This is a genomic window from Peptostreptococcus sp. MV1, from assembly GCF_000758885.1.
In the GTDB taxonomy this organism is placed as follows: Bacteria; Bacillota; Clostridia; order Peptostreptococcales; family Peptostreptococcaceae; genus Peptostreptococcus.
This window is the reverse complement of sequence record NZ_JRNB01000087.1, coordinates 18045-33266: the sequence shown is the minus strand read 5'-3', so window position 1 is coordinate 33266 and position 15222 is coordinate 18045. Positions and strand designations below refer to the sequence as shown.

Here is a 15222-nt window from a genome sequence, read left to right as displayed (position 1 = left end):
TTACGACTTTGAAAGCATTTTTGTTACCATCAACGCTATATATTATAGAACCATATATTATAGAACCCAAAAAGTATGGATAGAGGAAATCCTCTATCCATACCCTTATTACTAATTGTTTAGTATTTATTTCTATTTATCAGTAGATATTAAAGACCTAACTTTTCAACAACAGTCTTCATAACGTCAGCAGATACAACTCCACCAACCTGGTAAACCTTCTTAGCTAAATCCTTCTTATTATTCTTTAAGTAGTCAGCCTGATCATCAGTTGCCTTATTACCAGCAAGCATTATTGGACGAGTTTCTTTTCCTGCTGCAAAAATACTTGCAGTCTGAGCGTCAACCAACTTATCCTCTGCACCACTTGCTACTATTAGACCATTTTTCTTTATGCCACTAGCAGAGTAGTACTTCTTAAGTATCGCTAGGTTAGTTGCATATCTGCTTTCGCCATACACTCTTTCTATAGAAGCACCACCAGCAATAGCCCTTAAGTCCTTAAGAGCCTGAGTAGATATTGTAGACTCTCCACCTAGAGCAACTATATCATTTATACTAGAATTTCCTAGGTAGTCTCTAACATCCTTAGAAACAGCATCCTTTGGAACTACTATAATCGGATTTACCTTGCCCTTGTTATAAGCTCTATCAGCAGCCACTGGAGCTATTGACATTGCATCTGGTGCACCCTTACCACCAACTGCAAAAGCTCTATTTGAAATGGATTTATCATCCTTCAATCTCTTTGCTATCTTAAGAGATGTGTCATATCTATCAGATCCAGCTATCCTATTAATAACAACACTTGGGAATTTATCTTTTAACTGCTTCTCAACATCCTTAGTTACAGAATCTTGTCCACCTACAATATAAACAGTCTTATTATATAACTTGTCGCATACTCTTTCTATTTCGTTCAATGTATCAGCACTTAGACCCTTCTTGCCAGCTAAAAGTATAGGAGCATTCTTGGCAGAAGCTAAAGGAGCTGCAGATAGACCGTCTATTACAGAAGCTCCACCCACTATTACTACGGAATCCGCCTTCTTATCCTCAAACGTTTCTTCAGAAACCTTTATGGCAGTTGCATATCTGTCTGCACCTATTAGCTTAACAAACTTACCAACAACTACTTCTTCATCTGTATTTAAGTCATCCTTAACTGTCTGAAGATCAACAGCATTTTTACCACTCATAGATATTTTTAGTTTAACATCTCTCAATTCATCATTTGCATCCTTTGCAGCCACAACAAATTCAAGAGCAAACTGACCATTTCTTTCAACTATCTTGGCAGCCTTTAATGCATTCTTTAAAGCTGTCTGGTCAACCTTATAGCTAGTACCAGCATGATTAAATATACCAGTCTTATCTCTAGCAGTCTTAATCTTATTAATAAAGTCAGCACCTGCTTCAGTATATCCACCGTCCTTAGTAAATATATCCTCTATCTTAACTTCCTTAGTATCCACGTCATCTAGAGTATAAACTTCTACATCACCAGTCGCAACGTCACGCTGAACCTTCTTATCATCATCAGTTGCAAGATTTTTAAATCCAGTAATCTTATCATAAACTGACTGGTCAACACCTTCAACTGGATTCTTACTTTCAGCATCATAAATCTTTAACTCAGTCTTATCAGTCATAACTGTTTCAAGATCTATAGCCTTGTCGCCTTCCTTTATCTTGATTTCCTTACCACTAGTTAACTTCACTTCTATCTTTTTAGCATCAGTATAATCTTTTGAAGCATCATAAGCCTTTTCATCTACCTTTAGTTCATCAACGAAACCAGCTTTTTTATCAGTCTTTATAAATTTAGCAAGTACTTCAACAATTTTTTTAGAACTCTGCTGAGTCTTTTCATCCACCTTAGAACCAGACTTTACTAACTTATCAGTTATTATTTCAACTGCTTCACCATCCTTAGTAGCACCCTTGTCTATTATTGAAACTACTGTCTCATCACCAGAAAGAACTAACTTTTCTATTAGACCTGATACCTTAGCAGCATCTGTAACTACATATTCCTTACCGCCAGTTACTTTCTTAGCTTCTGAATCATTTATAAAATCATTATAAGCCTTCTTGTCAGCATCAGTCAATAAGCCATTCGCTTCATTGTCAGTTACTGTACCCTTAGTTGATAAAACTACAAGGTACTGAGACTTCTGATAATCCTTAACGTCATCAGTCTTCTTGAAGTCATCCTTACCTATACCTTCATTTACTTCAGACTTAAATTTCTTGTCCAAAGCTTCCTTTATCTTTGCATTTACTGTTGCAACAGATACCTCTGAATGTTCATTTACAGCAGCAGTAGCAATCGCTGGAGCTACAGTTGTTACTGCAGTCGCAGCAGCCATTAAAACAGCTATTTGTTTCTTCATGTTTTCATTCCTCCCAAACATATTATTGATTACATTTCTTTTAACAATTCCTTATGATTCCGAACATCAAATAAATATACGTAACCATACATTTCTCACACTTTAATATTATTACAAAATTGTAATAATTTCAAGATGTTTTTGCAAAAAAATTCAAAAAAATAGACTCAGTGACCCTATTTTCTATCCTTATTCATTTACAAATACATCATTACCTGTATTATTATACATTAGTCTTCTTATATTTACAAGGGGGATCAGTGACATCTATGACACTAAATTCCCCCTAGGTATTGGTGTTGTAACTTTTTTGTTACATATAATTTTTATTTATTTTTATGGTACTTACCTGCCTACCGACTAGGCAATGTAATTCCTTAAAACCCTTTCAACCTCTTCTTCTAATATTTTAATTATTATACTATAAATACTGAGTGTATTTAATCTACTTCCTATCCACTTATACCTTCTAGCATCTTTGCCTGTGAGTAAGGGTACAACCTACTAAAGCTACCTATCACAAAGTACCTATAGCCCTCTACATCGTAGTAGCACGTCATCAAGGACACTATGGCCCTGCCATCGTACTGGCCTAGGAGTCCGTCACCTATCAGGTCTGTCCTGTCTTCCTTGACCTTCATAGTCTTGACCACCTTGTATTCATAGATGTTCTTCTTGTTAGTCAACTTGATGATGTCGCCGTCTTTGATCTTCATTAGACCACCAAATAGTACCTTGTCATTTTTGCAGTAGTGACCTGCTACGGCGTAGTTACCCTGGCCCATCTGCTGGCCTGGTTTCATAGTGCAGGCCCCATACATCAAGCTGTTGTTTTCTAGTCCGTCAAAGATTGCTATATTTTTATTGATTGATGGTATTACCAGCTGGCCGACCACCTTTGATAGGTCTGCCTTTTCCCTATTCAAGATTACTCCGTTTATGTCTATTGGATTTATCTTGGATGCGTCATAGTTGTTCTTGTTTTTGTTGGCATTTTTTTCCAAGTCCTTGTCTGATAGCTTGGATATGTCTATATCCTGGCTGTTTTTCATCAACATATATTCTGATATTTTTGGTACTGATACAAATATTATCCCCACTAGTACCAGTAGTAGTCCCAATTTTTTCATATTTCTCCTCCTAACTCTTATAAGTAGCCTATTATATGATAATAGCCTACACTCCTATTAGAATTATATCATAGGTGGGTAGGCTATAACAGTTTATATTATAAAATTTTTTTAATATTTTTGATGCATATGCTTAGGGCTATTAGCTCTGCTATCAGTACGCTCCACCATACCCTGTCTACGTTCCCTGTCAGTGAGAATAGGTAGGCTAGGGGGACTAGGACTACTAGCTGTCTGATGATGGATATGGTCATGCTGAGCGTTCCCTTGCCAATTGCCTGGAATACTCCTGTGGATACTATGCATATGGCTGCAAATACAAAGCTGGTGCTAAATACCCTAAAGGCTACTCGTCCCATTTTCATCATCTGTGGTGATGCGTTGAATAGGCCTAGGAGCTGGTCTGGGAATATCATCATTATCATGGTTCCAACGAACATAATCCCGGCTGCATACTTCATGCCTAGGAATATGACTTCTCTCATTCTCTCTTTGTTGTTGGCTCCGTAGTTGTAGCCTACTATAGGTATTATTCCGTTATTGAGTCCAAATACCGGCATAAATATGAAGCTCTGCAGCTTGAAGTATATGCCTAGTAGGGCTACTGCTGTAATTGAGAATCTGGATAGTATCTGGTTGAGCGAGAATATGGTAACCGATACTATTGATATCATTATTATTGATGGGATTCCCACCGCATATATATCCCTTATAATCTTGAGGTCTGGCTTCATATATTTGAAGCTGATGTTTATGTCCTTTTCCTTGCTGATGCAGAAGTAGGCTATCAATAGAAAGCCTATCCACTGTGATATGACGGTTGCTATTGCTGCTCCTGATAGGCCCATTGCTGGTAGGCCAAACCAACCGAATATCATGATTGGGTCTAGGACTATATTTATGACGGCTCCTGTCATCTGGGCTATCATGGTGTATAGTGTCTTGCCTGTTGCCTGTAAGAGTCTCTCAAACATTAGGTGCATGAGTATGGCAAATGACCCCATCAGGCATATTCTTAGATATACCGGCCCATGACTGATGATTTCAAGGTTGTCAGTCTGAATTGATATTAGCTGTTCTGATAGGAAGAGTCCTATCAGGAAGAAGACTAAAAAGCTCATAAATGCTAGAAATAGACCGTTATTGGCTATCCTGTTGACCTGGGAGAATTTCTTAGCCCCTAGGCTTCTTGATAGGTAGGAGTTGACACCTACTGCTGTACCCAAGCCTACTGCCATCATCAACTGCTGGAGTGGGAAGGCCATTGATACTGCTGTTATTGCCTCTTCGCTAATCTGCGCTACAAAGACACTGTCCACTACATTGTATAAGGACTGGACTAGCATGGATACAACTATGGGGGCTGACATGCTGAGTATTAGCCTCTTGACAGGCATGGACCCCATCTTGTTTTCATTTATTTTTTCTTTCTTTGATTTATTCGACAAAATTCTTACCTTACTTTCCTATTATTTCATATTTTCTTCTTGTTTTTTCTTGTTAGCTCCATTTATTAGGCCCTTGTAGCGAAGGTAGACGCCTGAATATATTATATTGTCTATTATTGCCATGTTGACCTTGATATCTAGGTCAAGTATGGCTCCTTCTAGTCTGGACAGGGTCATGCCTATTAGCTTGTCTACCCTGTCTTTTAGGCCATCTCTATCCTCTCTATAACTAGTGAAGGGGTTGTATCTGCCTTTTTCTAGGTCCTCGTCTAGGTCTTCGTAGGCATCCATAATATATATGTACTTGCCTATGTTGAAGCCTACCTTCCTCAGCCTATCCCTGTATTCATCATCCCTATAATCAAATATCTCTTCTAGTAGCCTTCCAAAGCAGTTTGAGGTCTGGTCTATGGAGCTAGACAGGTCTTGTTCTAGAGACCTTAGGTCTTCTAGACAGGCCCTTATATATTCTGCCTTTTGAGGATACTTGTCATAGGCTGTCTTGAAGGATTTTTTGTAGGCACGTCTGGCTAGTCTAGACTTGATACCACCTTCATCATTAACATCATCTTCTAGCTTGTAATAGGCTAGCAATATATTCATACTTGCCGCATACTCTGTGACTTCGTTGATGATGTGTTTTTTCTTTTTTACTGGATCTACTATGCACTTTTCGTGAAATACCTGGGCGCTCGGCTGGTATATGGAGCTGAGCAAGACTATGAGAAATGTGATGTCATAGTTGATAGTCAACCTAGATAGCTCTGTGTGGTTTCTCTTTAGGTACTTGCATAGGCCACAATAGTAGGCCTTGTAGTGGTCATATTCACGAAAGGTTAGGTCCATTTTGTTTATTCTTACATAACCAAACATTTTATTTTCCTTATCTATATCTTTTGCTTGAAGATAAATGAGGCTAGTCTTGCCTGTTCTTCTAGCATTATCATTCCGTTTACTGATGCAATTCCCATCTTCTTGGCCTGACTGATTAGCCTAGTTTCCTCTGGATTGTAAATAAGGTCTAGGACTGCCTCTAGCCTTTTAAATCCAGCTAGGTCAAGTGGTGACTGGTCTAGGTCTGGATACATACCCACCGGTGTTGCATTTACTATAATTTCTGCCTTGTCATAGTGCCTATCTATATTTCGGTAGTTGTCCTGACCACTTCTTGATATGGTAACTATACGACCTGCACCGTGATTTTCCATATAGGCCTTGACTGTCAGTGATGCTCCACCACTGCCCAGTACTAGGACGTATTTGCCCCCTACATCTAGGCCTAGGTCCTCTACCATCTTGGAAAAACCGTAGTAATCTGTATTGTCCCCATATAGGCTACCATTTCCTAATTTGACTAGGGTGTTGACTGCCCCTATAGACTTGGCCCTATCGGAGAGGTCATTGCAATATTTCATGACTGTTTCTTTGTAGGGTATTGTCACATTGGACCCATCTAGTGGATAGGTTTCCATATATTCGTCTATCCTATCCCTGTCTATCTCGTATAGCTGGTAGTCGTAGTCTGCTAGTCTGGCATGGATTTGAGGGGACCTGCTGTGGGATAGCTTTTCTCCTAGGAGTCCGAACTTCATACCCTTGTAGCTGTCTGGGGTTTTTGTGTCAAAAGCTGCCAGGTCATCAATTGGTGTATCGATTATCTGACAGTCACCTATGCTCCTTGGAATTATTAGACTTATCCTGTCTCCCTGACGTTTTTTGTCCGATCTTATCAGGGATAGCATTTGGCTCATTTCATATGGACACCCTATATCCAGGCCTGCCTTGTCTAGGGCCATAACTATGGTGATAAGGTCTGAAAACTTCATCATACCCTTGGCAACTGCATACCTTGATATTAGGTTTATACCTATTGCTACTGCCTGACCATGTCTGAGCTGGTAGTTACTGAGTGCCTCTATGGCGTGACCTAGGCTATGACCTAGGTTAAGGGCCTGCCTCTGCCCCCTGTCAAGTTCATCTGCTAGGACGTATTTGGCCTTGATGCTTATGGCTTGGTATATATTTTCCATTAGGCCATCTAGGTCTGATCTAGAACCTATCTTGTTTATATCCATGGACCTGTCTAATATGGCATACTTTATCATCTCTCCCATGCCTGATGCCCAGTCTAGGTCTCCTAGACTTGCTAGGCAATCTGGGTCACATACTACCAAATCTGGTTGGTAGAAGCTCCCTATTTGATTTTTTCCATGGCTGGTGTTGATAGCAGTCTTGCCACCTACACTGGAATCTATCATGGCTAACAGGCTGGTAGGTAGCTGGACTAGGCCTATACCCCTCTGGTAGGTTGCCGCACAAAAACCTGCTAGGTCACCTACTAGGCCACCACCTAGGGCTATAACTATGTCCTGCCTAGTCATAGCCTGACTTGACATATGGTCTATAATTGCCTGGTAGTTGCCTAGGTCCTTGCTGGCTTCACCTGGCTCTATTAGGTACTTTGATGTGGTATATCCAGCCCTTACTAGGGACCGGTCTAATAACTCTGAATAAAGAGCATCAACATTTTTGTCCGTAACTATACATATCTTGCTGCCCCTGCTCGATGGTAGTTTGTCTAGTATTAGCTCACCTACTTGGGCAAGGATGCCTCTAGCAATTAGAAGCTCGTATGACTTACTCTTTGTATCTATTTTAATTGACTTGCATGAGGTACTCTTTGTATCTACGTCTGTATCTATGTTTGTATCTATATTTGTATCTACGTCTGTATCTACGTCTGTATCTATGTTTGTATCTATGTTTGTATCTGCACTTATATGCCTTTTATTTACATTATTATTTACCATCGCAACTAACCCTCTAAAGCTATTTTGATCTTGCCCACCTGGTCAACTATCTGGGCAAATTTACTCGGCAGTATGGACTGGTCTCCATCTGATAGGGCATTTTGTGGGTCGTTGTGGACCTCTATCATCAAGCCATCTGCCCCTGCTGCTATTGCCGCCAATGACATAGACCCCACTAGGCTAGATATTCCTGTTCCGTGGCTAGGGTCGACTATTATTGGTAGGTGGCTGACTTCTTTCAAAATCGGTACTACTGATAGGTCTAGGGTATTCCTAGTAACGTCACTAAAGGTCCTGATCCCCCTCTCGCACAGGATGACTTGGTCATTGCCATGGTACATTAGGTACTCTGCACTCATCAGCCACTCCTTTATAGTGGAAGAAAAGCCTCTTTTTAGTAGGACTGGCCTGCCTATCTTGCCCAGTTCCTTTAACAGTTCAAAGTTTTGCATGTTTCTGGCCCCTACCTGGAGTATATCCACATCTGCAAACTGGTCCAAGTGGCTGATACCAACTATTTCCGATACTATTGGCAGACCAGTTTCTTCCTTGGCTATTTTCAGTAGGTCTAGGCCATCTGCCCTCATCCCCTGAAAATCATAGGGAGATGTTCTAGGCTTGTAGGCTCCTCCCCTCAAGAGATTGGCTCCAGCAGCCTTGACAGACCTAGCAATTGAAACTATCTGGTCCTCTGACTCAACAGAGCATGGGCCTGCTATTATGATAGGCGACTTGCCACCTATTTCTAAAATTCCTTTATCCGTATTTATATTAATGGGTCTAGACTCCTTGCTAAAATCCCTTTTTGTCCTCTTTAAACCTTCAATCATATAGACCTCCTTTCTAAGTATTTTAAAAATACGCTAAAGTACATTATAGCATATTTTGCAGGTCAAATATAAGTAAATATTATAAAGGCCTATATAGTAAACTTTTATATTTTTATGGTTTACAATATGGTTTTCATGTGGTAAACTATGATACATAAGATTAGTAAACCTATCAATATGTTTGGTTTACTATATGCTAATTATTTTGAGATATTTTTATTTAGGAGGAGTTTGTATGAGTAAGAAATTTTTGAACACAAAAACAATGATTCTATGTTCGTTATTTACAGCCCTGATAGCTATAGGGGCCTTTATCAGGATACCATTTCCTGTGACTGTATTTAGCTTCCAGTTTACATTTGTATTGCTAGCTGGTATGCTACTTGGTTCTAAAAGAGGTGGACTATCTGTCCTAGTCTATGTATTAATCGGCTTGGTAGGTTTTCCAATATTTACAGAAGGTGGGGGACCTCAGTACATACTAAAACCTACATTTGGATACCTAGTAGCCTTTATAATCACTGCCTACTTGGTTGGATATTTTAGGGAAAAACTTGGTACTGGATCATTCGTAAAGCTATTTCTAGCTTGCCTGCTTGGTATGGTATTTACCTATGCCTTTGGTAGTCTTTATACTTATTTTATTTTGAACTATGCAATGGGCACTAAAATTTCTTATCTAGCATGCTTGGTCAGCCTATTCCCATTGGCCTTTGTAAAGGACCTTGCAAGCTGCGCCATCGCAGTCTTGCTTGGACAGAGATTGGCTAGGTATATTGAGTTTTAGAAGATTGAAATGATGGTTGGCTTGGATATAATTAGACCTCAAGGTGTTTACCATTGTTGGTCGTTGAGGTCTGATTTGTTTTTATTTGGTTTCTTGTTTTATGGTTGTATATTCTTTTAGCTTGTGAACTACCCATAATCTAAAGCCTATGGGTAGTTCACAATACGCATTTTTATTAAATCTATGATTCTCGTTTCGCTTGCGTATGCTTGCATTTGCATTTACTTTCTTGTATAATATAGACAAGAAAGGAGTGTGAAACTCATGGCAAATACAAGTGCTGTTTATGCAAGAATTGATACAAACTTAAAAGAAAGCGCGGAAAGCATCTTAAGTCAACTTGGAATTTCTCCATCAAGTGCAATACAGATGCTTTACAGTCAGATTGTTCTTCAAAAAGGCATGCCTTTTGAACTTCGTCTTCCGTCTAAAAAACCTTTAGCTCTAGGCAGTCTAACCAAAGAAGAACTGGACTTAGAACTGCAAAAAGGAATCTATTCTTTAAATACCGGAAAAGCCTATAGCGCGGATGAAGTCGATGACTACTTTACAAAGGAATATGGTATATGAGTAAAACCTATAAAGTAATTTACTCACCACAGGCACTTGAGGATTTAACAGAAATATACGAGTATATTCTTTTTTCATTACAAGCACGTGTTGCAGCCGAGAATCAATCATCACGTATTAGAAAGATGATTCGCTCCCTTGATACATTTCCGGCAAGGCATTCCCTTGTTGAGTGGGAGCCTTGGGCTTCCATGAAAATATATAAAGTACCGGTTGATAATTACATGATTTTTTATCGTGTTGATGAAAAGTTATCCACCGTTTCCATTATTCGTATTTTCTGTTCAGGCAGAAACATTGAAGATGTTATCAAACATACAAATGACTAGTTAAAGAGGGCAAGATTTGCTCTCTTTTTTATTTAAAATATCTCAAGGTCGGTGGTTTCAAAAGACCCCTCATTTGCCTTAAAAGTTTTCTCATCTCTACGGGCTCTAATGGAAATCCCTTAACTAAAAAATCAATATCTTGAGTGGCTCTATTTTGTACACCTAAAGAATAAGTTAATAGCATACCACCCTTAATCATAAAATTTTCTCTATGCGCGCTATTAGAAAGTAGCTTCAAAAATTCATCAAAGAAAAATTTACTTAATGCTAAATTATAATTTAAACCAAGCTCCTTCGCTTTATTTCTTAGTTTCTGTGTTACGCTATCCTTATTCATATGCAATCACCTCTAGTATCTCTTCAATTTGCTGTGCTATTCCAAATTCCTTAGCATACTCTCTCAATTTCCATATATCCTTAGAGTCTTTCTTGATATATAGATTCCAAGCCTTAGAAAATATCTCTGTATCTTGATTTTTTCTATCTCTTACCAAATCACAAATGGTTCTTTCCATATCATAAACATATACAGAATTTCCCATATCCGTTTTAATTTCAGCTTTACCAAGTTCGTACCATTCTTTCTTTACTTGATGAACAATCACAGAGTCCTTAATACGCCATGCATTATAACCTTGCTTTACGGTTACCTCATTAGTAAAAGGCAATCTATCTGTCAGTCTATGCCCCTCTCTCAGATAATTCGTATATTCTCTCAAGTGTAGAATCCGATATTCCTTCAAATACACCAATATCCTTAATTTCAATCATAATGTTCTTTCACTAAGTACACGATATCATCAGAGTATATAAATGTAAATGCTATTTAGAGGTGGACGTAGAATAGCAAGGTATATATCATACAAGCAATTTTATTCATCAATGCTAACTGACAAAGAATTATAATACTATAAAACAATAGAAGGCTGGATTTTCACCAACCTTCCCAATAATCAAATATTTATTTTTTAACTGCCTAATATGCGGATTAGCCATAGAAGGCTAATTTACAGAAAAAATTACATACACTCTTAATTTTTCCATAAGGAACATCTTCATTCGTATAGCCTTTATAAATCCCAAACTTAACACCAGGTATTACTTATTTTGTCTTTGAATTAATTTTTGCAGTTATACATCTTTCAAAGCTAATTCCGATTTTTTCTACAAAGTATGATAGTAAGGACAGATATTCTCGTAGTGTCCACGCCATTGCACCTCCCTTGCACTTTTATTATAGGAAAACCACAACTTGTAGTCTGCCAAACGGCTTTGACATCGCAGAAAATACGTGTCAAAATGCTTTTACATTTGCTTTTTTATTACTTCTTCGCCTTTTTCTCTAATTCAAGCAGATACCTGTCATAGTCCGACATGAACAATCTGTCTTGAATGATACGATATTTTTCAAACTTAGTTTCGGCGTGGAGTTTGGCTATTTCAGCAGAAACCTTTCCGGCATCCTGCAAAATGCCATAATCAAACATTTCAATAAAGCTGTTGAGTCTCTTTTCCCAATCCTCCATAGTAAGAGGAATACGTCTTAAAGTCATGTTTTCAGCAAAATCCGAATACGCCGTTACCATACGGTTCAATTGATGCAATTCATTTTCACTCAGATAATTCTTTGCAATCGTCACATCACTTTTCTTAATCTTGCCGTCCGGAGCATCTGCCCAGGTGGTAAGTCCCATATGTTCCTTTTGGTGGTCGGCTCGCTCCACAATCAATTCAGCAGCCGTGTGACCGTGAACTGCACGGCACGTTCATTGTTTACCTTGAAGCCGACAGCAATAATCATCTGCAGGTTATAATGGTTCACTTCTCTCTGAACCTGGCGAGAACCCTCGGTTTGAACTATCCGAAATTTTCGGATAGTTGCCGTTTCTTCCAACTCGCTATCTGAATACACCTTTTTGATATGGTCACTAATTGTACGCACATCAACATCATAAAGCCTAGCCATCATCTTCTGTGTCAGCCATATATTTTCATCTTCGTAGCGCATTTCAATGCTATCTTCCTGCTCTCCGACAGAAGCAAGGTAGGTAAGATATTCTGCTGCACTTGAACGAATGCTTATTTCATTTTTCTTTTTTGCCAACGCAACCACCTCCGATTATTTAGATTGTGTCACCAGTGGTGACACTTTTTAATACTAAACAATAATTTATGGATAATTTGTATTATATTTATTATTTCTCCAACCACAAAAGCCATTGATTTCAACAGTCTTATATCCTGTTATCTTATTTTCTTGACATCAATACGACACTCTCACAATGGTTTGAGTGGTTAGTATGGATAAAATTTGGTATTTTACAAATGCCTCGTATATGGGAATATGTTGATTAATTTTTTATTCTTTATCATTTCAAGTCTCTAAACGTACTTACCATCTTGGCCTCATATCATCCAAGATAAGGCACTATAACATCATAGAATTTTTTACTCCAATCAGCATGGAACCTTGCCATCTTCAACCAGTCAGTTTCATTTTTTATGCTTACACCATTTAACTGATATGAAATCTTTGATGACTTGATATCATCACCGCGGTACCAAATGAGCGATACTCCTAAAGTCTTTTCAATATCATCCTTATGAGTCATCAGAATATCAAAAGCTTTTTTATTATCTTCTTTCTTAGCTTTTCCTAAAAACAAGTCAACCCTTGCAAAATCATAGTTTGCTACACAGATAATCTTAAATCCGTTAATTCCAATGAAACCACTAATCCAGTTATTTTTTGATATATTTACGTTAGTAAAAGAACCACCTTCTCTATGAGCTTCTTTTATAATCTCTAATGCATAAGTCCAATACTTTCTTCGTATCTCGTATCGCGTTCCTATATCTGTCTCTTTCTCTTCGCTTTCATCACGTAAGTAAAAAACTAAATCACTTGGATCGGCATCGTATAATTTAAAGACTCTGTTCAATACTGAAATCTTGCTCTGTGTGCTTGTATTAGTCCATACGAAAATATCATCCCCAATTTCAACATTCTTTTTGAAATCCGCTACATTCATGGTAAAGTGTTGTGCGACGTTATCCTCTGTAGAAACAGCAAGTTTTGTAATCACGCTCTTATCTTCAGCATATAGAATTTGCAATACTTTCTGGAACATTTCCACCCAACTTGAAACTGGCTGCTCTGTATTCTTATAACTAAAACGTGCAATTAATCTTCCGCTTAAAGAAGTGTCATCGTCCAAAGTATATGAATCCATCTGTTTTTCTGCCGGCTTAAATGTGCTTGCCGGTGCAAACCAAATTTCAAGAGCCCGTCCCATCAAATATTGGTTACGCTCTTCCAGTTCAGCCAAAGTCCATTTATCTTTCTTAGCAATATAAGTATTCATTCGAATACCACTGTCTTCAAGTCCATTCTTCATTGATTTCTTTTCATCGAATGTACTGTTACTATACTTTGAGTTATAGGCAGTCAAAGTCAGATTTGCAATTCTATGAAGCCATATCTCATGAATCTCTTCATAGTCTTCTCCAAGGACCTTAACCCACGCGGGAGTCAAATGTTGGGGCATTATATGCTCGATGGAATAGGTACCATCATCACAATGTCCATATACATCCTTGTCTTCTGCGGTAGAATAATTTTCAAGACGTTCCATGATATAAATCTTATTCTTGCTATTCATCTGGTAGACCTGTCTGTCAGTAAACCTTTCAGAAAATTCATCATCATCAGGGAAGCGTGCCCTTTCTTTCTTTGATAAAAGTGCATACTTAAATTTTTCAACATATCCTACATCATTATCTTCATACCTGGTGATTTCTCTATGGAGCATAAGGAATATTTTATTCAGTGCATTTGTCGGCAGGTCACATATTGTTCTTCTGAATAAATAATTTTCTGTAATCAAAAATATTTCGGCAACTTGCGACATATCCAGTTTATTTTCATCATAAAGCCTTAATACTTCAAGGAAGAATGGTCTTGTAACCGTTGTCTCCAATCTATTTAGCCTATAAATACATGCATCTAAAGCCTTGTTCTTTGTTCCCCCACATAGCAAAATTTCATATCGTTTAGCATATGCCAGTAAATCTTTAAGAAGGTTTTCTGTTTCAATTGATTGCCTATCGACATAGTCCTTAAAACTTATATAAATCTTCTTTTGTGATGCTATTGCAAACTGCTTGACACTCAAATAATCCCTTATAAAGGAGCTAACATCGTATTTAGTAAATTCTTCAATCCTATTCCAATATTTATCATAGTACTCATCTTGTTCTTTTGAAGGAAGCCCCATCAAGATAAAGTTCCTGATTTTATCACCCTCGCTCAAATCAAGACCAGTTGAATTCAAGCTTTCAAATATTAACTGAGGGTTATCCTCATTGTTCAATGTGATGTTAATAATCTCCAATCTGCATATTGCATCAAAGAGTTCATCAATCGTTATTTCCTGCTTTTGGATTCTTTCATAGAAGTAATTGTAGTTAGTGGTAAGATTTGACTCCATAATGTATTCATTAACATCATTAAACAGTTTGCCAAATGCCTTTTGATCGTTCTTTACAGGTTTTAGCTTAACACGAGTTTCCTCTGGCTGATATTTATCAACCAAGAAATCCTCATAAATCTGATTGTCTATGAAAGCGTCTCTCGGTGTTACTATCCCAGACTTGATAAGATTATACATTGCTAAGAGCAATAATGACACCGTTGTTAGTCTTTGCTGGCCATCGATTACAAGAAACTCCGTATTTCTTCCAGATGGTTCATAAACAGAAACCAAACTTCCAAAGAAATGACTTTTTCTTTTGTTTTTTATCACTTTAACAAGGTCGTCATAAAGCTGTTTACAGTTCTGTATCTTCCAGTCATAGTTACGCTGGTAAACCGGAATTATAAAGCGCTTTTTAGAACCCTCCATATATTCTATTAATCTACA

14 protein-coding genes are annotated in these 15222 nt (G+C 37.9%); 3 read left to right on the top strand and 11 right to left on the bottom strand.

Annotated features, from left to right (window positions below):
• Window positions 1-149: 149 nt before the first annotated feature.
• From HMPREF1639_RS06630 to aroF, 6 genes are all read right to left on the bottom strand, one after another.
• Entirely contained in the window at window positions 150-2396 is a 2247-nt protein-coding gene (locus tag HMPREF1639_RS06630; protein WP_036764657.1) for a cell wall-binding repeat-containing protein, read from the bottom strand.
• A gap of 452 nt (window positions 2397-2848) precedes the next feature.
• Complete coding sequence (locus tag HMPREF1639_RS06625) at window positions 2849-3526, bottom strand: class A sortase (RefSeq protein ID WP_036764654.1); 678 nt, start codon at window positions 3524-3526, stop codon at window positions 2849-2851.
• A 98-nt stretch (window positions 3527-3624) separates the two neighbouring features.
• Window positions 3625-4974 (bottom strand): MATE family efflux transporter, encoded by a 1350-nt coding sequence (locus HMPREF1639_RS06620; protein WP_242847296.1) that lies wholly within the window; start codon window positions 4972-4974, stop codon window positions 3625-3627.
• 21 nt (window positions 4975-4995) lie between these two features.
• Complete coding sequence (locus HMPREF1639_RS06615) at window positions 4996-5847, bottom strand: DUF5685 family protein (protein ID WP_036764652.1); 852 nt, start codon at window positions 5845-5847, stop codon at window positions 4996-4998.
• Between the two features lie 14 nt (window positions 5848-5861).
• Entirely contained in the window at window positions 5862-7784 is a 1923-nt protein-coding gene (gene aroB, locus HMPREF1639_RS08965; RefSeq protein ID WP_052045447.1) for a 3-dehydroquinate synthase, read from the bottom strand.
• A 5-nt stretch (window positions 7785-7789) separates the two neighbouring features.
• Window positions 7790-8614, bottom strand: coding sequence for a 3-deoxy-7-phosphoheptulonate synthase (gene aroF, locus HMPREF1639_RS06605; RefSeq protein WP_052045446.1), 825 nt, complete (start codon window positions 8612-8614; stop codon window positions 7790-7792).
• A 235-nt stretch (window positions 8615-8849) separates the two neighbouring features.
• Between aroF and HMPREF1639_RS06600 the strand changes: the two genes are divergently transcribed.
• The 3 genes from HMPREF1639_RS06600 to HMPREF1639_RS06590 all read left to right on the top strand — a co-directional run bounded on the left by HMPREF1639_RS06600 (window position 8850) and on the right by HMPREF1639_RS06590 (window position 10300).
• Window positions 8850-9401, top strand: coding sequence for a biotin transporter BioY (locus tag HMPREF1639_RS06600; RefSeq protein WP_036764649.1), 552 nt, complete (start codon window positions 8850-8852; stop codon window positions 9399-9401).
• Between the two features lie 264 nt (window positions 9402-9665).
• Window positions 9666-9971 carry a type II toxin-antitoxin system RelB/DinJ family antitoxin gene (locus HMPREF1639_RS06595; RefSeq protein ID WP_036764646.1) on the top strand — a complete coding sequence of 102 codons (306 nt, stop codon included), beginning with the start codon at window positions 9666-9668 and terminating at the stop codon, window positions 9969-9971.
• Window positions 9968-10300, top strand: coding sequence for a type II toxin-antitoxin system RelE/ParE family toxin (locus HMPREF1639_RS06590; RefSeq protein WP_036764645.1), 333 nt, complete (start codon window positions 9968-9970; stop codon window positions 10298-10300). Before HMPREF1639_RS06595 ends, HMPREF1639_RS06590 begins: the two co-directional genes overlap by 4 nt.
• 28 nt (window positions 10301-10328) lie before the next feature.
• Here the strand turns inward: HMPREF1639_RS06590 and HMPREF1639_RS06585 are convergent, their stop codons facing one another.
• The 5 genes from HMPREF1639_RS06585 to HMPREF1639_RS06570 form a co-directional block, all read right to left on the bottom strand.
• Window positions 10329-10637 (bottom strand): nucleotidyl transferase AbiEii/AbiGii toxin family protein, encoded by a 309-nt coding sequence (locus HMPREF1639_RS06585; RefSeq protein WP_036764642.1) that lies wholly within the window; start codon window positions 10635-10637, stop codon window positions 10329-10331.
• The gene (locus HMPREF1639_RS09275; protein ID WP_198021072.1) at window positions 10630-10968 is read right to left on the bottom strand and encodes a type IV toxin-antitoxin system AbiEi family antitoxin domain-containing protein; all 339 of its coding nucleotides are present in this window, start codon (window positions 10966-10968) and stop codon (window positions 10630-10632) included. The genes HMPREF1639_RS06585 and HMPREF1639_RS09275 overlap by 8 nt, the downstream gene beginning before the upstream one ends.
• A gap of 654 nt (window positions 10969-11622) precedes the next feature.
• On the bottom strand, window positions 11623-12024 hold the full coding sequence (rhuM, locus tag HMPREF1639_RS09600) for a RhuM family protein (RefSeq protein WP_330371705.1): 402 nt from the start codon (window positions 12022-12024) through the stop codon (window positions 11623-11625).
• A gap of 2 nt (window positions 12025-12026) precedes the next feature.
• Window positions 12027-12404, bottom strand: a complete 378-nt coding sequence (gene rhuM, locus HMPREF1639_RS09595) for a RhuM family protein (protein WP_330371703.1) — start codon at window positions 12402-12404, stop codon at window positions 12027-12029.
• A gap of 307 nt (window positions 12405-12711) precedes the next feature.
• Window positions 12712-15204 carry a DUF4268 domain-containing protein gene (locus HMPREF1639_RS06570; protein WP_330371704.1) on the bottom strand — a complete coding sequence of 831 codons (2493 nt, stop codon included), beginning with the start codon at window positions 15202-15204 and terminating at the stop codon, window positions 12712-12714.
• Window positions 15205-15222: the final 18 nt, after the last annotated feature.

Excerpts from the sequence above, each read along its gene's own strand:
- aroB (WP_052045447.1), bottom strand. The coding sequence starts at position 7,784 with ATGGTAAATAATAATGTAAATAAAAGGCATATAAGTGCAGATACAAAC.
- HMPREF1639_RS06590 (WP_036764645.1), top strand. The coding sequence starts at position 9,968 with ATGAGTAAAACCTATAAAGTAATTTACTCACCACAGGCACTTGAGGAT.
- aroF (WP_052045446.1), bottom strand. The coding sequence starts at position 8,614 with ATGATTGAAGGTTTAAAGAGGACAAAAAGGGATTTTAGCAAGGAGTCT.
- HMPREF1639_RS06615 (WP_036764652.1), bottom strand. The coding sequence starts at position 5,847 with ATGTTTGGTTATGTAAGAATAAACAAAATGGACCTAACCTTTCGTGAA.
- HMPREF1639_RS06570 (WP_330371704.1), bottom strand. The coding sequence starts at position 15,204 with ATGGAGGGTTCTAAAAAGCGCTTTATAATTCCGGTTTACCAGCGTAAC.
- HMPREF1639_RS06630 (WP_036764657.1), bottom strand. The coding sequence starts at position 2,396 with ATGAAGAAACAAATAGCTGTTTTAATGGCTGCTGCGACTGCAGTAACA.
- HMPREF1639_RS06595 (WP_036764646.1), top strand. The coding sequence starts at position 9,666 with ATGGCAAATACAAGTGCTGTTTATGCAAGAATTGATACAAACTTAAAA.
- HMPREF1639_RS06585 (WP_036764642.1), bottom strand. The coding sequence starts at position 10,637 with ATGAATAAGGATAGCGTAACACAGAAACTAAGAAATAAAGCGAAGGAG.
- HMPREF1639_RS06625 (WP_036764654.1), bottom strand. The coding sequence starts at position 3,526 with ATGAAAAAATTGGGACTACTACTGGTACTAGTGGGGATAATATTTGTA.
- HMPREF1639_RS06600 (WP_036764649.1), top strand. The coding sequence starts at position 8,850 with ATGAGTAAGAAATTTTTGAACACAAAAACAATGATTCTATGTTCGTTA.